The 16,113-nt window shown below is 59.6% G+C and carries 16 protein-coding genes; all 16 read right to left on the bottom strand.

Features of this window, described 5'->3' with window-relative positions; translation table 11 throughout:
• Positions 1-36: 36 nt before the first annotated feature.
• Positions 37-822: a transporter substrate-binding domain-containing protein gene (locus ACIQUH_RS02650; RefSeq protein ID WP_400812353.1), complete on the bottom strand. Its 786-nt coding sequence runs from the start codon at positions 820-822 to the stop codon at positions 37-39.
• Between the two features lie 6 nt (positions 823-828).
• Positions 829-1,539 (bottom strand): GntR family transcriptional regulator, encoded by a 711-nt coding sequence (locus tag ACIQUH_RS02645; protein ID WP_400812351.1) that lies wholly within the window; start codon positions 1,537-1,539, stop codon positions 829-831.
• A 208-nt stretch (positions 1,540-1,747) separates the two neighbouring features.
• The gene (lpxB, locus tag ACIQUH_RS02640; protein ID WP_400812349.1) at positions 1,748-2,920 is read right to left on the bottom strand and encodes a lipid-A-disaccharide synthase; all 1,173 of its coding nucleotides are present in this window, start codon (positions 2,918-2,920) and stop codon (positions 1,748-1,750) included.
• A gap of 4 nt (positions 2,921-2,924) precedes the next feature.
• Positions 2,925-3,797: an LpxI family protein gene (locus ACIQUH_RS02635; protein WP_400812347.1), complete on the bottom strand. Its 873-nt coding sequence runs from the start codon at positions 3,795-3,797 to the stop codon at positions 2,925-2,927.
• A gap of 3 nt (positions 3,798-3,800) precedes the next feature.
• Complete coding sequence (lpxA, locus tag ACIQUH_RS02630; protein WP_149741415.1) at positions 3,801-4,616, bottom strand: acyl-ACP--UDP-N-acetylglucosamine O-acyltransferase; 816 nt, start codon at positions 4,614-4,616, stop codon at positions 3,801-3,803.
• Positions 4,613-5,080, bottom strand: coding sequence for a 3-hydroxyacyl-ACP dehydratase FabZ (gene fabZ / locus ACIQUH_RS02625; protein ID WP_149146525.1), 468 nt, complete (start codon positions 5,078-5,080; stop codon positions 4,613-4,615). Before fabZ ends, lpxA begins: the two co-directional genes overlap by 4 nt.
• Positions 5,073-6,140, bottom strand: a complete 1,068-nt coding sequence (gene lpxD / locus ACIQUH_RS02620) for a UDP-3-O-(3-hydroxymyristoyl)glucosamine N-acyltransferase (protein ID WP_400812344.1) — start codon at positions 6,138-6,140, stop codon at positions 5,073-5,075. The genes fabZ and lpxD overlap by 8 nt, the downstream gene beginning before the upstream one ends.
• A gap of 49 nt (positions 6,141-6,189) precedes the next feature.
• Positions 6,190-8,520, bottom strand: a complete 2,331-nt coding sequence (gene bamA / locus ACIQUH_RS02615) for an outer membrane protein assembly factor BamA (RefSeq protein ID WP_400812342.1) — start codon at positions 8,518-8,520, stop codon at positions 6,190-6,192.
• 199 nt (positions 8,521-8,719) lie between these two features.
• Positions 8,720-9,841 (bottom strand): RIP metalloprotease RseP, encoded by a 1,122-nt coding sequence (gene rseP / locus ACIQUH_RS02610; protein WP_400812509.1) that lies wholly within the window; start codon positions 9,839-9,841, stop codon positions 8,720-8,722.
• A 49-nt stretch (positions 9,842-9,890) separates the two neighbouring features.
• On the bottom strand, positions 9,891-10,724 hold the full coding sequence (locus ACIQUH_RS02605; protein WP_400812340.1) for a phosphatidate cytidylyltransferase: 834 nt from the start codon (positions 10,722-10,724) through the stop codon (positions 9,891-9,893).
• The gene (locus tag ACIQUH_RS02600) at positions 10,724-11,467 is read right to left on the bottom strand and encodes an isoprenyl transferase (protein ID WP_400812338.1); all 744 of its coding nucleotides are present in this window, start codon (positions 11,465-11,467) and stop codon (positions 10,724-10,726) included. The genes ACIQUH_RS02605 and ACIQUH_RS02600 overlap by 1 nt, the downstream gene beginning before the upstream one ends.
• Positions 11,468-11,532: 65 nt before the next feature.
• Entirely contained in the window at positions 11,533-12,090 is a 558-nt protein-coding gene (frr, locus tag ACIQUH_RS02595) for a ribosome recycling factor (protein ID WP_003521407.1), read from the bottom strand.
• 61 nt (positions 12,091-12,151) lie between these two features.
• Positions 12,152-12,874 carry a UMP kinase gene (pyrH, locus tag ACIQUH_RS02590; protein ID WP_003502561.1) on the bottom strand — a complete coding sequence of 241 codons (723 nt, stop codon included), beginning with the start codon at positions 12,872-12,874 and terminating at the stop codon, positions 12,152-12,154.
• A 97-nt stretch (positions 12,875-12,971) separates the two neighbouring features.
• Positions 12,972-13,898, bottom strand: coding sequence for a translation elongation factor Ts (gene tsf / locus ACIQUH_RS02585; RefSeq protein ID WP_400812335.1), 927 nt, complete (start codon positions 13,896-13,898; stop codon positions 12,972-12,974).
• 362 nt (positions 13,899-14,260) lie between these two features.
• Positions 14,261-15,028: a 30S ribosomal protein S2 gene (rpsB, locus tag ACIQUH_RS02580; protein ID WP_269710387.1), complete on the bottom strand. Its 768-nt coding sequence runs from the start codon at positions 15,026-15,028 to the stop codon at positions 14,261-14,263.
• A gap of 193 nt (positions 15,029-15,221) precedes the next feature.
• Complete coding sequence (locus tag ACIQUH_RS02575; protein WP_400812332.1) at positions 15,222-16,064, bottom strand: cell envelope integrity EipB family protein; 843 nt, start codon at positions 16,062-16,064, stop codon at positions 15,222-15,224.
• Positions 16,065-16,113 lie beyond the last annotated feature (49 nt).

The raw sequence follows: 16,113 nt of genomic DNA, 5'->3' as shown, positions 1-16,113 counted from the left end.
ATCAGACAGGACCGGCGCATGGATTTGCCGGGTTGCTCAGAGATCCTTCGGAAGATCGGTTTTCAGCCATTTCTGCGCGATGGTGTTCAGCGAACCGTCAGTCTTTGCAGTCGCGATGATGGCGTTGACCTTTTCCAGAAGCGCCGGCTGTTCCTTGTTCAGGCCGATATAGCAGGGGGAATTCTTGATCAGGAATTTCAGTTCGGGACGCTTCGGCGGGTTCTTGGCGAGAATGGCGGCGGCCACGACATTGCCGGTGGCCACGGCTTCAACCTGACCGGCGAGGAAGGCGGAGATCGTGCCGTTATTGTCCTCATAACGCTTGATGGTGGTGTCGGACGGAGCGACCTTGGTCAGTTCCAGATCCTCGACCGCGCCACGGGTGACGCCAATGGTCTTGCCCGACAGGTCTTCCGCCTTGGTGACGGCAACTGAATCCGGCGCAAACACGCCGTTGAAGAAAGGCGCATAGGCGGTGGAGAAGTCGATGACCTTTTCACGGTCCGGGTTCTTTCCGAGGCTCGAAATGACGAGATCGACCTTGTTGGTTTGCAGATAGGGAACGCGGTTGGCGCTGGTGACCGGCACCAGCTCGACCTTCACGCCAAGCTTCTCGCCGATCAGATTGGCCACATCGATATCGTAACCCTGCGGCGCCATATCCGTGCCGACGCTGCCGAAGGGCGGAAAATCCTGCGGGACTGCAACGCGGATCGTACCGCGCGCAGTGATATCCCCGAGCGCATCGGCAAAGGCTGCCGGCGAAAAACCGAGCGTTGCCGAAATCGCGGCGATGGCAAGCAATGAACGTCTGGAAAACATGGGAAACTACTCCTTGGGGCTTGGGGAAAGAGGCTGCAATGAAAGGGAGTTACGAAGCTCGTAAAGCGGGTCAGGCCTGCGGGTGAGGTCAAGACCGGTCTCGACCTCGTCGAGGTGGCGGATGGCGAGTTCGGCGGCGGCGTGGAAATCGGCCGCCCTGATCGCCTCGAAGATACGGCAATGTCCGTCATGCGATTGCTGTGCATGGAAATCGGACTGGTAGAGCATGGAGATGAGAATGGTTCTGGCCGTCAGGTCGCGCAGCGTTTCGACGATGATGTCGTTTCCGGCGATTTCGGCGATGCGAATGTGGAAATCGCCCATCAGGCAGGTCAGGCGCTGGCGGTCGCCCTTGGCAATCGCCGCCTTCTCCTCATCGAGATGATCGGCGAGGACGGCGATACCTTCCGGGCTGACGCTGGAAAGATTGCGCAAGAGCCCATATTCGATGATTCGCCGCGCCTCATAGACCTTGATGGATTCTTCGGCGGAAGGCTCCACCACGAACCAGCCGCGGCGCGGGCTGACGGTGACGATGCCGCGCGTCTCCAGCCGCATCATCGCTTCGCGAATGCGCGTGCGCGACACGCTGAAGAGGCTGGCGAGCTGGTTCTCGCTGAGGCGGGTTCCCGGACGGATGCGCGCGGAAAGGATGCCGGAGATAATTGCGTCTTCTACCGCGCTCTGGGCGCTTTCGGATGTATGGCTATCTTGCATACAAGATTGAAAGCAAGAGGTGTGCCAGACGGAAATTCATGGGCCCGGAACCGTCAGATGGTCAGCCGCTTGCCGCCCTAACGATCAAATGCAGCAAAATCGACCCATCGCCTGCCTGCATCAGCGGCAGGACGGCAGCCAAAATCAGCCACCGGCAAATGGGCGTTCCGGCAGCTGAAGTCGTGGCGAATGGGGTTATACTGAGGGGCTATTTCTTGCTCTTGAGGACATCGAGAAGAATGGCCGCACCGGTTTCGCCTGGAGGCACATCCGTGTGCAAACGCTGCTGTACCAGCGCATAACCTTCCAGCATTGCCCGTCGTTCGATGGTATCGGAAGACAGGCGCTCGGCCCAGCGCAGCATCGAGCCAGCCCTTACCACCTCGTTGAAATATTCCGGCACGACGACGTAGTCGGCAATCAGGTTCGGAAGTGCACCCGTCCAGGTCTTCACCCGCTTGCTGAGCATGGTGAAAATCCAGTCGGTCTTGTAGACCGAGATCGTCGGCACGCCTGCAAGTGCGAGTTCCAGAATGACCGTGCCGGAGGCGGCGATGGCCGCATCGGCCTCAGCAAACGCATTCCATTTGAAAGTGGAATCGATACCGATTTCGGGCCTGATATCCTCCGGCCATGAGGCTGCCAGTTCGCGGATGCGTTTTTCCTGGCGCGGCACGGTGGGCAAGAGAAACCGCGTCGGACCGTTGCGCTCGACAAAAGCTCTCGCCGCCGCCTGAAACGGCTCCATCAGCCGCGTCGTTTCAGTGGAACGGGAGCCTGGCAGCAGAAGAATGGTCTTCGCTTCGCCATTGGCCGGAAGAGAGCGTTCCGCACGCTTCTGCCGCACTGAGAGCACATCGGTATCCACGCTGAGGCGATGGCCGACAAAAGTGGTCGGCGGGCCACCGAGACGGCGCATGGCTGCCGGCTCGAACGGCAGCAGGGCCAGTACGTGATCGACATAGGACAGCATCGCGGTGGCGCGATATTCCTTCCACGCCCAGACGCTCGGGCAGACATAATTGACGACAGGCAGATGCGGCAGTTGCCGGCGGACTTTCTTCGCAACGCGATGGGTGAAATCCGGGCTGTCGATGATCAGCAGAATATCGGGCTTTGCAGCGACGATGGCGGCTGCGGTCTGGTTGATCCGCGCAATAAGCTTCGGCAGCTTTTTCAGAACCTGCGTGAAGCCCATGATGGAGAGTTCGGAATAGTCGAACAGGGAAACCAGCCCCTGCGCTTCCAGCGCCTCACCGCCGACACCCACCAGCTCGACAGGCCCCGTATATCGGGCCTTGAGCGACCGGATCAGATCCGCACCCAGAAGATCACCGGACACCTCCCCGGCTATGACCGCCACTTTTAATGCCGCCGTCATCCGATCAAGCCTCCCCCATCATGTCTCCGCCAAGTGACGTATCGATGCCGCAGACGAATATGCCCGCCTCGTCGGCCGCTTTCAACATCGCCTCGCGATCGAGTACCAGCGCCCGCCCGGCTTCAACGGCGATGCCCGCCAGCCCGGCCTTTCGCGCATTCTCCACCGTTTCCACACCGATTGTCGGCAGGTCGGCGCGCACATCCTGCTGCGGCTTGCAGAGCTTTACGAGCACACCCCTGCGGCGCGGGGATATACGTCCTTCGGCGCGCAATGCCGCGACGCGCGCCAGCATGGCATCCGTGCCCTCAACGCCTTCCAGCGCGACGATACGGCCTCCCACGGCGACCGCGCCCTGCCCCACATCCAGCTTGCCAAGTGCAAGCGCGGCCTCAGCCGCCTTGCGTATATCCCGCAGATCATCCTCCGCAGGCTTTTGCGCACCGAAAGGACCTATTGCAGCCAGCAGGCCGGGCGCGATTTCGTGAGCGCCAATGACCTTTGCGCCGAGTGTTCCGATGATCTTGATGACCATCTGCAGAACGGCATCATCGCCGCTCGAGAGCAGTGTTCTGACAATGGACGGCAGTTTGAGCAGGATGCCGATTGTGGGGCGGATCTCGCGCCATTCCGGCCGCCGCGCCACAGCGCCGGACAGTACGACACGGTCTACCCGGTTTTCACTCAGCAGACGGCCAAGACCTGCGACATCGCCGACACTGATGACGGCATTATCAAAACCGCTCCAGTCGAAACGGGAATCATCGCGCAGCCGCACGATGAAGGGGTTTTCGCCCATCTCACGGGCGGCGGTGGCCACATAAAGCGGCAACTGGCCGCTACCGGCCACGATGGCGAGACGCCCGCCGCCTGTCACGGCTCACTTGCCCCGGTTGGGCGAAGAGATCGCGCGGTCGCTATCCGCACCGATGAAATCGATGACTTCAAGCGCCTGTGGGCAATCCAGATAGTCGTTACGGTCGATGGCTGCGGCATTGCCGCGGATCGTGCCTTCGGCCTCGAAAATCGCCTTGTAAACGCGTCTGACCTTGTGGATATCCGCACGCTCGATGCCGGCACGGGTCATGCCGACGACGTTCAGGCCACCGAGAATGCCGGGATTGCCATTCAGCATGCCATAAGGAATGACATCGTAATTGACCGCCGACAGCCCGCCGATGAAAGCCTGACGGCCGATGCGGGTGAACTGATGCACGGCACAACCGCCGCCCAGGATAGCGCGGTCTTCGATGGTGACATGGCCCGCCAGCATCACATTGTTGGACAGGATGATATGGCTGCCGAGGCGGCAATCATGCGCCACATGAGAATTGGCGAGGAAAAGATTATCGTCACCGACAATGGTCTTGCCGCTGCCGTCGGAACTGCCGGCATTCATCGTCACGCCTTCGCGCATGATGCAGCGTTCACCGATCTCGAGCGTCGTTTCCGAACCATCGTGACGAACCGCCTGCGGCGTGCCGCCGATGACCGCCATCGAATGGATGACCGAGCCGCGACCGATGACGGTCAGGCCGGAAACAACGGCGTGATTGTGAAGCCGGACATCGTCATGCAGCGTGACTTTCGCACCGACATAGCTCAGCGCACCGATGACGACGTTTTCACCGATCACAGCACCGTCTTCGATCACGGCCGTCGGATGAATTCTGGCCGAGGCGGCAATCGTGCTCATTGCTGATCCTCGGGGATCATCATGGCGCCGACATCGGCCTCCGCCACCAGCGCGCCGTCCACCTTTGCCTCGCAATGGAATTTAAAGACATTGCCGCGCTGACGCTGCTTGACGACATGAATTTCCAGACGATCGCCGGGCACGACGGGTTTGCGGAACCGCGCATTGTCGATTGTCATGAAGTAGACCAGGTGGCCGCCCTCGCCCTGGCTACGAGCGCAGATCGCCCCCGCCGTCTGGGCCATGGCTTCGACGATCAGAACGCCCGGCATGATCGGCCGGTCCGGGAAGTGACCGGTGAAATGCGGCTCATTGACAGTCACATTCTTGATGCCGATCGCCGAATTGTTACCGTCGATCTCGATGATCTTGTCGATCAGCAAGAACGGATAACGATGCGGCAGAAGCTTCATGACTTCCAGAATGTCAGCCGCGCCGAGCGTCGTCTTCGTTTCTTCAGTCATTGTTTTTCTCTCCTGTTTTTTTATCACGCCCTTCAGCGCGTGCCAGAATTTCGGCCATGTCGCGCAGGAAATATTTCATTGGACGCGCAGGCGTGCCACCATAACGGGCGCCTGCCGGTACGTCCGCCACAACACCGCTCATCGCCGCGATCTGCACGCCGTCGCCAATGTTGATATGGCCATTGATGCCGGCCGCACCGCCAATCATCACACCGTCGCCGATGCGGGTGCTGCCCGCAATGCCGACCTTGCTGACGATGCCGCAATGGCGGCCGATGCGCACGTTGTGGCCGATCTGGACCTGATTGTCGATCTTGGTGCCTTCGCCGATGACCGTGTCATCCATGGTACCGCGATCGATCGTGGTGTTGGCGCCAATCTCGACATTGTCCTGAATGATGACCCGGCCGATCTGCACGATCTTCAGCATGCCGCGCGGACCGGGCGCATAACCGAAACCGTCCTGACCGATGCGCGCGCCGTTATGGATGATCACATTATTGCCGATGAGCGCGGCAAGAACACTTGCGCCGCCGGCAATGGTGCAATCGCGTCCGATCTGCACATCCTGCCCGATGATGACGCCGGGACCGATCCGCGTTCCAGCACCGATATGGGCACCGGCTCCGATCACAGCGAGCGCCTCGACGATGACGCCAGCCTCCAGCTTTGCAGAGGGATCGACATGCGCAGCATGGGAAATTTCCGCTTCCATCCGTGCAATCGGACTGGGACGCATGGCGGAAGGATGCAGCAAGGCGCCCACCTGCGCAAAAAGCGTGTGCGGGTTTTTCGATATCAATGCAGGGGTGTTGGACGGAAGCATGTCTACAAGTGCGGCGTCACAAATGACGGCGCCAGCTTCGCAGGTCTGCAGCTCATCGCGGTTCTTGCGCGAAAGAATATAGCAGAGCTGATCGGGTTTTGCCCGGTAGACCGGCGAAACGGACCTGATAATCCGCTCTCCTGCCGCGTCGTCAGACAGTTCCGCCCCAAAACGGTCTGCGATATCTTTCAATCGCAGTCCCTCGTGGGGCGGAAAAAAGGCGTTGTATTCCATCAGCCGGAAACTCCAGAACGTTCAAAGTTGCAGTTCTGGACTGCCGATATCAGAAAGTGTTGGACATGCCAAACCGGAAACGCTGTTCCTCGTCGTAGTCTTCCTTGGCGATCGGTACCGCGTAGTCGACGCGGATCGGACCGAAGGGCGACGCCCACATCACGCCGATACCGGCGGATGCGCGGATGGAGTCGTCGTCCTGCAGAGTTTCCCCAGCACGAATCTTAACCTTGTTGCCATACAGCGTACCGGCATCCACGAAGCCAGCGAGACGCAGGCCGAAATCTTCCGGAACGCCAGGCATCGGAGCCGAGACTTCAGCAGAAGCGGCGAAATAGGTCGTGCCGCCGATGGAGTCGGAACCGATGCGCGGACCGATACCATCGTTCTTGAAGCCGCGAACCTGACGGCCGCCGAACTTGAACTGATCGAATACCAGCAGATTGTCGCCCGTCGGCAGCACATGGCCGGCCTGACCCGTGATCGAACCAATGACATCGTACTCGTCAGACAGCGTGTAGAAGAAGCGAGCCTTGGCGTAAATCTTGTAATATTCGGAATCGCCGCCGAGGCCTGCAAATTCGTTCGTCAGAGCAGCCTGCCAGCCTTCGCGCGGCATATTGCGGTCGTCGAGCGTATTGTAGTTCAGCGTGTTCGAAATGATGGACTGCGTCCAGTCACCGCCACGGATCAAGTCTTTGTAGGGTCCAGCCAGGTTGCTGCCGGTTTCCCAGTCGCCCTCACCGTCATAATTGATCTGCTTGTAGGTGTACTTGAACGTCGTCGAGAGGTCTTCGGTGATCGGCGCGGTCACGCGCAGCGAGAAGCCCTGCTCGTCGTAGTCATAATAGTCTTCGCTGCGGCTCTGGCTCTTGAACAGGTCGAAACCTGCGGCAAGACGGTAGCCGAGGAAATAGGGTTCCGTGAAGGACAGCGTATAGCTGCGCGCATCGTCTTCACCCGCACCGGCTGCGAGACGGATGTACTGGCCGCGACCGAGGAAGTTCTTCTCTTCGATGGAGGCTTCGAGCAGCACACCGTCGTTCTGCGAGTAGCCGGCGCCGATACCGAACGAACCCGTCGACTGATCTTCTACGTCAACAACGATGACGACGCGGTCAGGCGCGCTGCCGCCGGCGGTCGAGATATTGACCTTCGAGAAATAACCGAGCGCTTCGAGGCGGCGCTTTGCAGCCGTGATGACCGTCTGGTTGAACGCATCGCCTTCGGAAATATCGAACTCACGACGAATGACATAGTCACGCGTACGGGTGTTGCCGCGGATTTCGATGCGCTCGACATAGGCGCGCTCGCCCTGATCGACGATATAGGTCACACCGATGGTGTTGCCAGCCATGTCGCGGTCGCCGCGCGGCGTTACGCGGGCGAAGGGATAACCTTCACCGGCCACGCGCTTGGAAATCGCTTCCATGCTCTGCTGAACTTCCTTGGCGCTGTAGCTGCCACCCTGGCGGGTTTCCACGAGGCCCTGCAGTTCCGAACCATCGACGCCCGGAACGGTCGATTCGACCGCGACGTTGCCGAAGTTGTAACGCTGACCTTCATCGACCGTGATGGAGATGGTGTATTCGTTCTTGGACTCGTCCAGCACAGCCTCGGAGGACACGACACGGAAGTCGGCGTAACCGCGGTTGTAATAGAACTGGCGCAGCGCCTCTTCGTCGGCGCGCAGCTTGTCCTCGTTGTAAACGTCCTTACGCGTCAGGAACGACAGCATATTGGACTTCTTGGTGTTGATGACGGCGGCCAGACGACCGTCGCTATAGGCATTGTTGCCGACGAAATCGATGCGGCCGATCTTCGTACGCTCGCCTTCATTGATGACGAAAGCAATGTTCACACGGCCCTGACCGACGGAAACGGTCTGCGTGGTGACTTCAACATCGCTGCGGCCGATGGCGGCATAGGCTTCCTTGATGCGGGCGATATCCGCCGTCACGATGGCCTGATTGAACGGGCCAAGCGACTGGGTCTGCACGACGCCGGCGAGCTTGTCGTCCTTGATCTTGCGGTTACCGTTGAAGACCACCTGGTTGACGAGCTGGTTCTCATTGACGGTCACGACCAGCGTGCTGCCGGAAACGCGCATGGAGACATTCGAGAAATAACCGGTGGCGTAAAGACGCTTCACCGATTCATCGATGTCCGAATTGGAAAAGTTCTTACCCGGCGCAATGGTGATGTTGGAACGCACGGAGTCCGCACCGGACCTGTCGGCCCCGCGAACATCGATCCTGCTGATGACGGCCGCATTTGCAGCGCCAGCAGAGGCAAGCACGCCAAGGCCCGCAACCGAAGCAACACCGGCAGACAGAGCAACCGCCGACACAGCGTTCAAAAATCTTGAACCAGCCTTCATTTCAATTCTTACCTTTTTACGTTGTCCCTCAGCGGGCGGAACCCGACTCCGGCCATGTGCGTCGTTTTACCTGCTTTTCCCCTACAAGCAAGCGTGAACGTTAAATTCTGTTTACTTCGTGCTTCAGAGTGGCTCATTCGCCACTTCGGCATAAAAACAGGGTAAACAAATAACTAACAAAACCGTTAAAACACAATCCTCAGCCGATCAAGCTGCTGATATCATTCCATGTTGCAAAAACCATAAGACCCAAAATCATCATCATGCCGATACGGAACGCGACTTCTTGCGCGCCCGCGCCGAGCGGCCGGCCGCGAATGGCCTCGATGGCGTAGAACACCAGATGCCCGCCATCCAGAACCGGCACAGGCATCAGGTTCAACAGACCGATGGAGACGGAAAGAACCGCGGCAAGCTGGATAACGGCGGAAATGCCGAGCGTCGCCATCTGGCCGGATGCCTGCGCCACACGCACCGGACCGCCCAGCTGATCGGCATTCATGCGCCCGGTCACGAGGTTGCCTATATAGTTGAAGGTACCGGTGATGACGTGGCCCGTTTCGCGCACGCCTTCAAGCAGCGCTTCGGACGGCGAATATTCGATGTGGCGGAAATTGCCGCTGGTCTGGTCGGTGACGATGCCGATAATGCCCATTTCCAGCTTGTTGCCGAACTGGTCTGTGGTTTCGGTGCGGGTCGGCACCATCGGCAGCTTCAGCTCCTCGCCCGCCCTTTCGACCGTTACGGTGATCGGCGTGCCCGGGCGGATGCCGACATAACGACGGACATCCTCAAAGGTCATCACTTTTTCGCCATCGATCGCCACCAGCCGGTCGCCGGGCTGCACGCCGGCCGCTGCGGCGGCACTGTTTTCACGCACTTCCGCCACGACCGGATCGGCGATCATCCGGCCATAGATGCCGAAGAGCACTGCGAAGATGAGAATGGCGAGAATGAAATTGGCGATCGGGCCTGCAGCAACCGTCGCCGCCCTTTTCCACAGCTTTGCACCGGAAAGCGTCTGCGCCCTATCCTCAAGCGACATGTGCGACAGGCCGGAACTATCCGGCTTGCTGGCGGCATCCTCGTCGCCGAAGAACTTGACGTAACCGCCGAGCGGGATCGCGGAAATCTTCCATCTTGTGCCGCGCTTGTCGGTGAAACCGATCAGCTCCGGGCCAAAACCGATGGAGAAGGCCGTGGATCGAATGCCACACCAGCGGCCGACAAGATAATGACCCATCTCATGAACGAAAACGAGCAGGGACAGCACCAGGATGAAGGGCACGATATAACCGGTCAGAAAGCCGGTCGCCGCCATTACTGTGTTCATGACAATCTGCCCTTTGTGTCGTGATCTTCCGCGCCGCCTAGAAGCCCGGCAACAGGCCGCCACCCGATCCGGGAACGTCGCCAGTTGCCGCCGCATGCACGAAAGCTATGAGGAATACCGTAAAGCAGGCGAAAACAAGACCGTCAACACGGTCCATGAAGCCGCCATGGCCCGGAATGAGATGGCTGGAATCCTTGACCTGGAAACGCCGTTTCACGAAGGATTCGAAAAGGTCGCCGATCTGGCTGAACACCGAAAGGACAAGCGCGAGCCCCAGCACCAGCAGGCTGATCCTGCCGTGATAGGCCATGGACACCGCGCCGCCGCCGATCACGGCCGCGACCGCCCCGCCGATCGCGCCGGACCAGGTCTTGCCGGGCGAGATCGAAGGTGCGAGCTTCGGCCCGCCAATGGCGCGCCCGACGAAATAGGCGAGGATATCCGTCGACCAGACGACGGCGAAAATGAACAGGATGGACACGAAGCCCGTCAACTCGTCACCACGAATGGCTGCCAGCGATATGCCGCTCAGACCCGCATAAAAAATGCCGCCCACCAGCCACCAGTTCTTGCCGCGCAAAACCGGAAACAGCGCCGCGGTCAGCGTGAAGCCGGATAAGAGCGGCAGATCGAGCGAGGATTCGCCGAAAATCGTATTGCCGGCGATGACGGCGACCGCAAACCAGCCCCAGGCATTGCCGGTCGAGTTGGTCTCCGACAGCCGGGTAATCGTCGACCATTCATAATAGATGAGAATCGCCAGAAGGCCCGCGACGATGCGGAAGAGGATGCCGCCATACCAGGTCGCGGCCAGAATGACCGCGGCCATGACGATCGCGGATACGATCCGCAGTCTGAGTTCACGGCTCATCAGGCGCCTGCCACGGCAACCTGCTCGGTGAGTGCACCGAAGCGGCGGTCACGCGTTGCATATTGCTCGATTGCGGAGAAGAATCGCTGGCGGTCGAAGTCCGGCCAATATTCAGGCACGAACAGGAACTCGGAATAGGCCGCCTGCCAGAGCAGGAAGTTCGACAGGCGCTCTTCGCCGCTGGTGCGGATGATGAGATCGGGATCCGGCATGCCCGAGGTGTCGAGCCGGGCCGAAATCATCTCCGGCGTGATCGAAGCGGCATCGAGCCGGCCTTCAGCGACATCACGGGCGATTGACGCTGTCGCGCGGGCGATCTCGTCACGGCTGCCGTAATTGAAGGCGATCACCAGCGTCAGCTTGGTATTATCGGCCGTCATCTGCTCCGCCTCTTCAAGGAGGGAGCGTATGTCGGTCTTCAGCCCCTGCCGGTCGCCGATGATCCGCACGCGGACATTTTCGCGATGAAGTTCCGCAAGGTCACGACGGATGAAGGCCTTCAGAAGGCCCATCAGATCGCTCACCTCGGCTTCGGGCCTGCGCCAGTTTTCCGAAGAGAAGGCGAACAGCGTCAGATAGCTGATGCCACATTCGCCAGCCGCACGCACGGTCTCGCGCACCGCCTCCACCCCGCGGCGATGCCCCATCACGCGCGGAAGACCGCGCTGCTTTGCCCAGCGTCCATTGCCATCCATGATGATGGCGACGTGCTCGGGTATGGAGGAACGTGTCGTCGTCGGCATATCGATCCAGTAACAGGGCAGCGCGGAATTAAAACGAATAAAATACAGGTCTATCGCAAGCGATATCAGACCTGCATGATTTCCTTTTCCTTCTCGGCAAGCAAGCGGTCAATTTCCGAAATCGTGTCGTCGGTCATTTTCTGCACTTTTTCCGACTGTCCACGGCTTTCGTCCTGACCGATGTCACCGTCCTTTTCGGCTTTTTTCAGACCGTCCATGCCATCACGGCGCACATGGCGAATCGCCACCTTGGACTTTTCGGCATAATCATGGGCGACCTTGACGAGCGATTTGCGGCGCTCCTCGTTGAGTTCAGGCAGCGGGATACGCAGGTTCTGGCCGTCGACGATGGGGTTGAGGCCGAGATTGGACTCGCGGATCGCCCGGTCGACGGCGTTGACCATCGACTTGTCCCAGATGTTGACGCCGAGCATGCGCGGCTCCGGCACGGTGATATTCGCAACCTGGTTGAGCGGAACGCGCGAGCCATAGGCCTCGATGGTGACCGGATCGAGAATATTGGCCGAAGCGCGGCCGGTGCGCAGCGATGCGATATCGCTCTTGAATGCATTGATGGCACCGTCCATACGGCGCTTGATATCGTTGAGGTCAACACCACTCATCTTGATACTCCATCTTGTCGGCCAGCGGCCGTATTCGCCCCAGGGGCGGCATCGTTTTGGATTATTTGTCGTGCACGATGGTCTTGCGGCCGCCGCCGGTCAATATCTGCGCGAAACCGCCCTTCTCATGGATCGAGAAAACAATGATCGGGATGTGGTTTTCGCGGGCAAGCGCCACGGCAGCGATATCCATGACCGCCAGCCCCTTGCCGAGCACTTCGCTGTGGGTCAGTTCGTCGAAACGGGTCGCTGTCGGATCCTTCTTGGGGTCGGCGGAGTAGATGCCATCCACCTGGGTGCCCTTGAAGATCGCTTCTGCACCCATTTCGGCGGCGCGCAGCGCCGCAGCGGAATCGGTGGTGAAGAACGGGTTGCCGGTGCCGCCGGCGAAAATCACCACGCGCCCCTGGGCCAGATGGTGAAGGGCGGCACGCTGCGAGAAGCTCTCACAGATTTCAGGCATTGCGATTGCCGAGAGAACGACGGTGTCGATGCTGAGCTTGCGCAACGAGGTTGCCAGCGCCAGCGCGTTGATGACGGTCGCCAGCATGCCCATATGGTCGCCGGTGACGCGGTCGCCACCCTTGGATGCCACGGCCACACCGCGGAAAATATTGCCACCGCCGACGACAACGCCGACTTCAACGCCCATCGCCCTCGCCTCGGCGATATCGGAGGCAATACGGTCGGCCACCGCCACATCGATACCGAAACCCTGATCGCCCATGAGGGCTTCACCGGAAGCCTTGAGAAGAACACGTTTGTAGATCGGCTTGGAAGACATCATGACTCCTCGGAAATGTAACCGAAACGCGGATACACGAAGGGCACCGCGTTGTCACGCGATGCCCTCCCGTTTTCCCAAGATTGGGTAAATATAATCAGCCCTTGGCGACGGCTGCGACTTCGGCTGCGAAATCGCTTTCTTCCTTCTCGACGCCTTCGCCGAGCAGCAGGCGAACCATGCCCGTCACTTCGATGGACGCACCGGCTTCCTTTTCGGCTTCCTTGACGGCAGCGCCGACGGTCAGGTCGGGGTTGATGACGAAAGCCTGCGACAGAAGTGCGACTTCTTCGAAGAACTTGCGCATGCGGCCGTCAACCATCTTTTCGATGATGGCTTCCGGCTTGCCGGATTCGCGGGCCTGCTCGATGAAGACGTTGCGTTCGCGCTCAGCAACGGCGGCGTCAACTTCTTCAGCGCGGATGGCGAGCGGGTTGGTTGCAGCGATGTGCATGGCAACCTGGCGGCCGATGGAGTTCAGGACAGCCTTGTCGCCTTCCGACTTCAGGGCAACGAGAACGCCGAGCTTGCCGATGCCGTCGCCGGCAGCGTTGTGGACATAGGTCGCGACAACGCCGTGCGGCACTTCGAGTGCAGCCGAGCGGCGCAGCGTCATGTTTTCGCCGATCGTCGCAATCGCGTCCTTGATGCTGTCAGCAACAGACTTGCCGGTTGCCGGATAGGTGGCAGCGGAAACAGCCTCAACGGTGCCATCGGTGGTGAGGGCAACCTGGGCGATACCGCGGATGAGGTCCTGGAACGCATCGTTACGGGCAACGAAGTCGGTCTCGGAGTTGAGCTCAACGACGACAGCCTTGTGACCCATGGTGGCAACGCCGATCAGACCTTCGGCAGCCGTGCGGCCGGACTTCTTGTCGGCCTTTGCGATACCCTTGGCGCGCAGCCAGTCGATCGCCGCTTCCATGTCGCCATTGGTTTCAGCAAGAGCCTTCTTGCAGTCCATCATGCCTGCGCCGGATTTCTCGCGCAGTTCCTTCACCATTGCGGCTGTGATTTCGGTCATTGTTTGCCTCTTATCGGTTCGATCGGTCAGCCGGCTGAATTTGCCGTGCCGAATTTCTGGGTGATGAGTGTACCCGGCCGCACACCCTTTGAAACCGGAGAGGATTTCAGGAAAGGGGTATGCGCATTCCCAAGTGCTGCGGCGTCTCCATACATCGAAATGATGGGTGCCGCCGAAGTGTGACAGCGTTATGAAGACTGCTTTCCGTTTCAACCACATCAGACGCCGACAGCTTCCTAAAAACCGGGACGGAGCGGTATGAAACGAACAAGGCCGTCAACCCATTGAAGGTCTTTGACGGCCTTGTCATATCCTGGTCGAGGAGACGGCGATCAAGAAATCACCGCCAGACAGGGCCTAAATCAGGCGCCAGCCTCGTCTTCGAGAGCGGGCTCGATCGGAGCTTCTTCGGCAGCGCCGATGTCGCGGCCGGAAGCGCCCTGCTGACGTGCGATACCGTCGATGGCAGCGCGGGCGATCAGGTCGCAATAAAGCGAAATGGCGCGCGATGCGTCGTCGTTACCGGGGATCGGGTAGTCGATGTGATCCGGATCGCAGTTGCTGTCGATGATCGCAACGACCGGAATGCCAAGGCGCTTGGCTTCTTCGATCGCGATCTTTTCCTTGTTGGTGTCGATGATGAACATCAGGTCCGGAACGCCGCCCATATCGCGGATACCGCCGAGAGCCTTTTCAAGCTTTTCGCGCTCGCGCTCGAGGTTCAGGCGTTCCTTCTTGGAGTAGCCGGAAGCTTCCGAGTTCAGGATCTCGTCGACCTTGCGCAGACGCTGGATCGAGTTCGAGATGGTCTTCCAGTTGGTCATCATGCCGCCGAGCCAGCGGGAGTTGACGTAGTACTGGGCCGAACGCTTTGCGCTGTCGGCGATGATTTCCGACGCCTGGCGCTTGGTGCCGACGAACAGAACGCGGCCGCCGCGAGCGACGGTGTCGGACACGACCTGAAGGGCGCGCGACAGCATCGGAACGGTCTGAGCCAGGTCGATGATGTGGATGTTGTTACGGTCGCCGAAGATGTACGGCTTCATCTTCGGGTTCCAGCGGTGCGTCTGGTGGCCGAAGTGAACACCAGCTTCCAGAAGCTGGCGCATAGAAAAATCGGGCAATGCCATGCCTTGTTACTCCTTTTCCGGTTTAACCCCCGCGAAGCGAACAGCACCGATTTTCATCGATACCACCGGGCGGAACGGACCGGATTTCTCCCGGAACATCCCAAGCTTCGCGTGTGGAATGGTGAGCCGCATACAGTCGCCCGCGTGAAAATGCAAGCGTTTATGCAAAAAAACCGCGAGAACCGCCCGCGTTTCAGCGAACCGGCTTGTTTTCGCAGGTCTCGGGCTTGAGGATATCGAGCTTCGCAAGCTTACCCGTCAGAACGAAATCGCCGTAATCCATCGTCAGGTCGCGGGTGATTCCGTTTTCGTAGAGCTTGAACGACATGCGGTAGATCGGCAGGGCGTCGGTGCCGGTCTTGTCGTTGTAATAAGCGATGGTCACCGGCCAGTAAGCGGCCTTGGCGAATTCGCCCGCCTTGCCGGCGTCCTCATCGCCGTCCTTCGGTGTCTGCGATTTGCCGACCAGCGTGGACGTGATCAGGCTTTCATCGCCGTCATCCGAACCGTCGAAAATGCGCGATTCAAAAATGCGCTTGCCCTGGCGGGCATTTTCGATGACCTGAAACATATGTTGTGTCGGGAATTCGCTGGCGACGAGGCTCACCTGGCGGGCATCCGGGCGGGTGAGATCGATCTTCACGCCATCGGTGCCTTCGGTTGCGGCCCCCTGCACTTCCTTGTCCAGCTTGTCGTCGGTGTAGGACTTGGTCTCAAAGGTGAATTTTTTGGCCGCGAGATCTTCGAAGGTCGTGGTCTGCTGATCGGTCATGCGCACGGCGTCGCCCGTGTTGATCTGCGTCACGAAACGGAAATCCGTCTTGTAACCCTGACAGGCCGAGCCGGTGAATTCATAGACCATGCGACCCGTCATGCCCTCGATGCCGGAGCGATCCGACGCATCCTTGAGTTCGAGATCATAGATGGCGCGATGCGCAATGAGATCCGGAACCGCGACGGGCAAGGCATTGGCAGCGTTTGACAGGCCGGTCATAAGCCCTGTTGCGGCAACGAAACCAAGCGTCCTGACAAACATGCAATATCTCCTGTTGGACTCGCTGCTCATATTGTACAAGCAACCGCCC

Origin of the sequence: Agrobacterium sp. NPDC090283, assembly GCF_044769685.1 — a bacterium.
GTDB lineage: Bacteria > Pseudomonadota > Alphaproteobacteria > Rhizobiales > Rhizobiaceae > Agrobacterium.
The sequence above is the reverse complement of the archived record's forward strand: the minus strand, read 5'-3'. Positions and strand labels throughout refer to the sequence as shown.

What these genes read in the sequence shown, in the direction of transcription:
- ACIQUH_RS02650 (WP_400812353.1), bottom strand. Translation starts at nt 822, where the DNA reads ATGTTTTCCAGACGTTCATTGCTTGCCATCGCCGCGATTTCGGCAACG.
- ACIQUH_RS02645 (WP_400812351.1), bottom strand. Translation starts at nt 1,539, where the DNA reads ATGCAAGATAGCCATACATCCGAAAGCGCCCAGAGCGCGGTAGAAGAC.
- lpxB (WP_400812349.1), bottom strand. Translation starts at nt 2,920, where the DNA reads ATGACGGCGGCATTAAAAGTGGCGGTCATAGCCGGGGAGGTGTCCGGT.
- lpxA (WP_149741415.1), bottom strand. Translation starts at nt 4,616, where the DNA reads ATGAGCACGATTGCCGCCTCGGCCAGAATTCATCCGACGGCCGTGATC.
- fabZ (WP_149146525.1), bottom strand. Translation starts at nt 5,080, where the DNA reads ATGACTGAAGAAACGAAGACGACGCTCGGCGCGGCTGACATTCTGGAA.
- lpxD (WP_400812344.1), bottom strand. Translation starts at nt 6,140, where the DNA reads ATGGAATACAACGCCTTTTTTCCGCCCCACGAGGGACTGCGATTGAAA.
- bamA (WP_400812342.1), bottom strand. Translation starts at nt 8,520, where the DNA reads ATGAAGGCTGGTTCAAGATTTTTGAACGCTGTGTCGGCGGTTGCTCTG.
- rseP (WP_400812509.1), bottom strand. Translation starts at nt 9,841, where the DNA reads ATGGCGGCGACCGGCTTTCTGACCGGTTATATCGTGCCCTTCATCCTG.
- ACIQUH_RS02605 (WP_400812340.1), bottom strand. Translation starts at nt 10,724, where the DNA reads ATGAGCCGTGAACTCAGACTGCGGATCGTATCCGCGATCGTCATGGCC.
- ACIQUH_RS02600 (WP_400812338.1), bottom strand. Translation starts at nt 11,467, where the DNA reads ATGCCGACGACGACACGTTCCTCCATACCCGAGCACGTCGCCATCATC.
- frr (WP_003521407.1), bottom strand. Translation starts at nt 12,090, where the DNA reads ATGAGTGGTGTTGACCTCAACGATATCAAGCGCCGTATGGACGGTGCC.
- pyrH (WP_003502561.1), bottom strand. Translation starts at nt 12,874, where the DNA reads ATGTCTTCCAAGCCGATCTACAAACGTGTTCTTCTCAAGGCTTCCGGT.
- tsf (WP_400812335.1), bottom strand. Translation starts at nt 13,898, where the DNA reads ATGACCGAAATCACAGCCGCAATGGTGAAGGAACTGCGCGAGAAATCC.
- rpsB (WP_269710387.1), bottom strand. Translation starts at nt 15,028, where the DNA reads ATGGCATTGCCCGATTTTTCTATGCGCCAGCTTCTGGAAGCTGGTGTT.
- ACIQUH_RS02575 (WP_400812332.1), bottom strand. Translation starts at nt 16,064, where the DNA reads ATGTTTGTCAGGACGCTTGGTTTCGTTGCCGCAACAGGGCTTATGACC.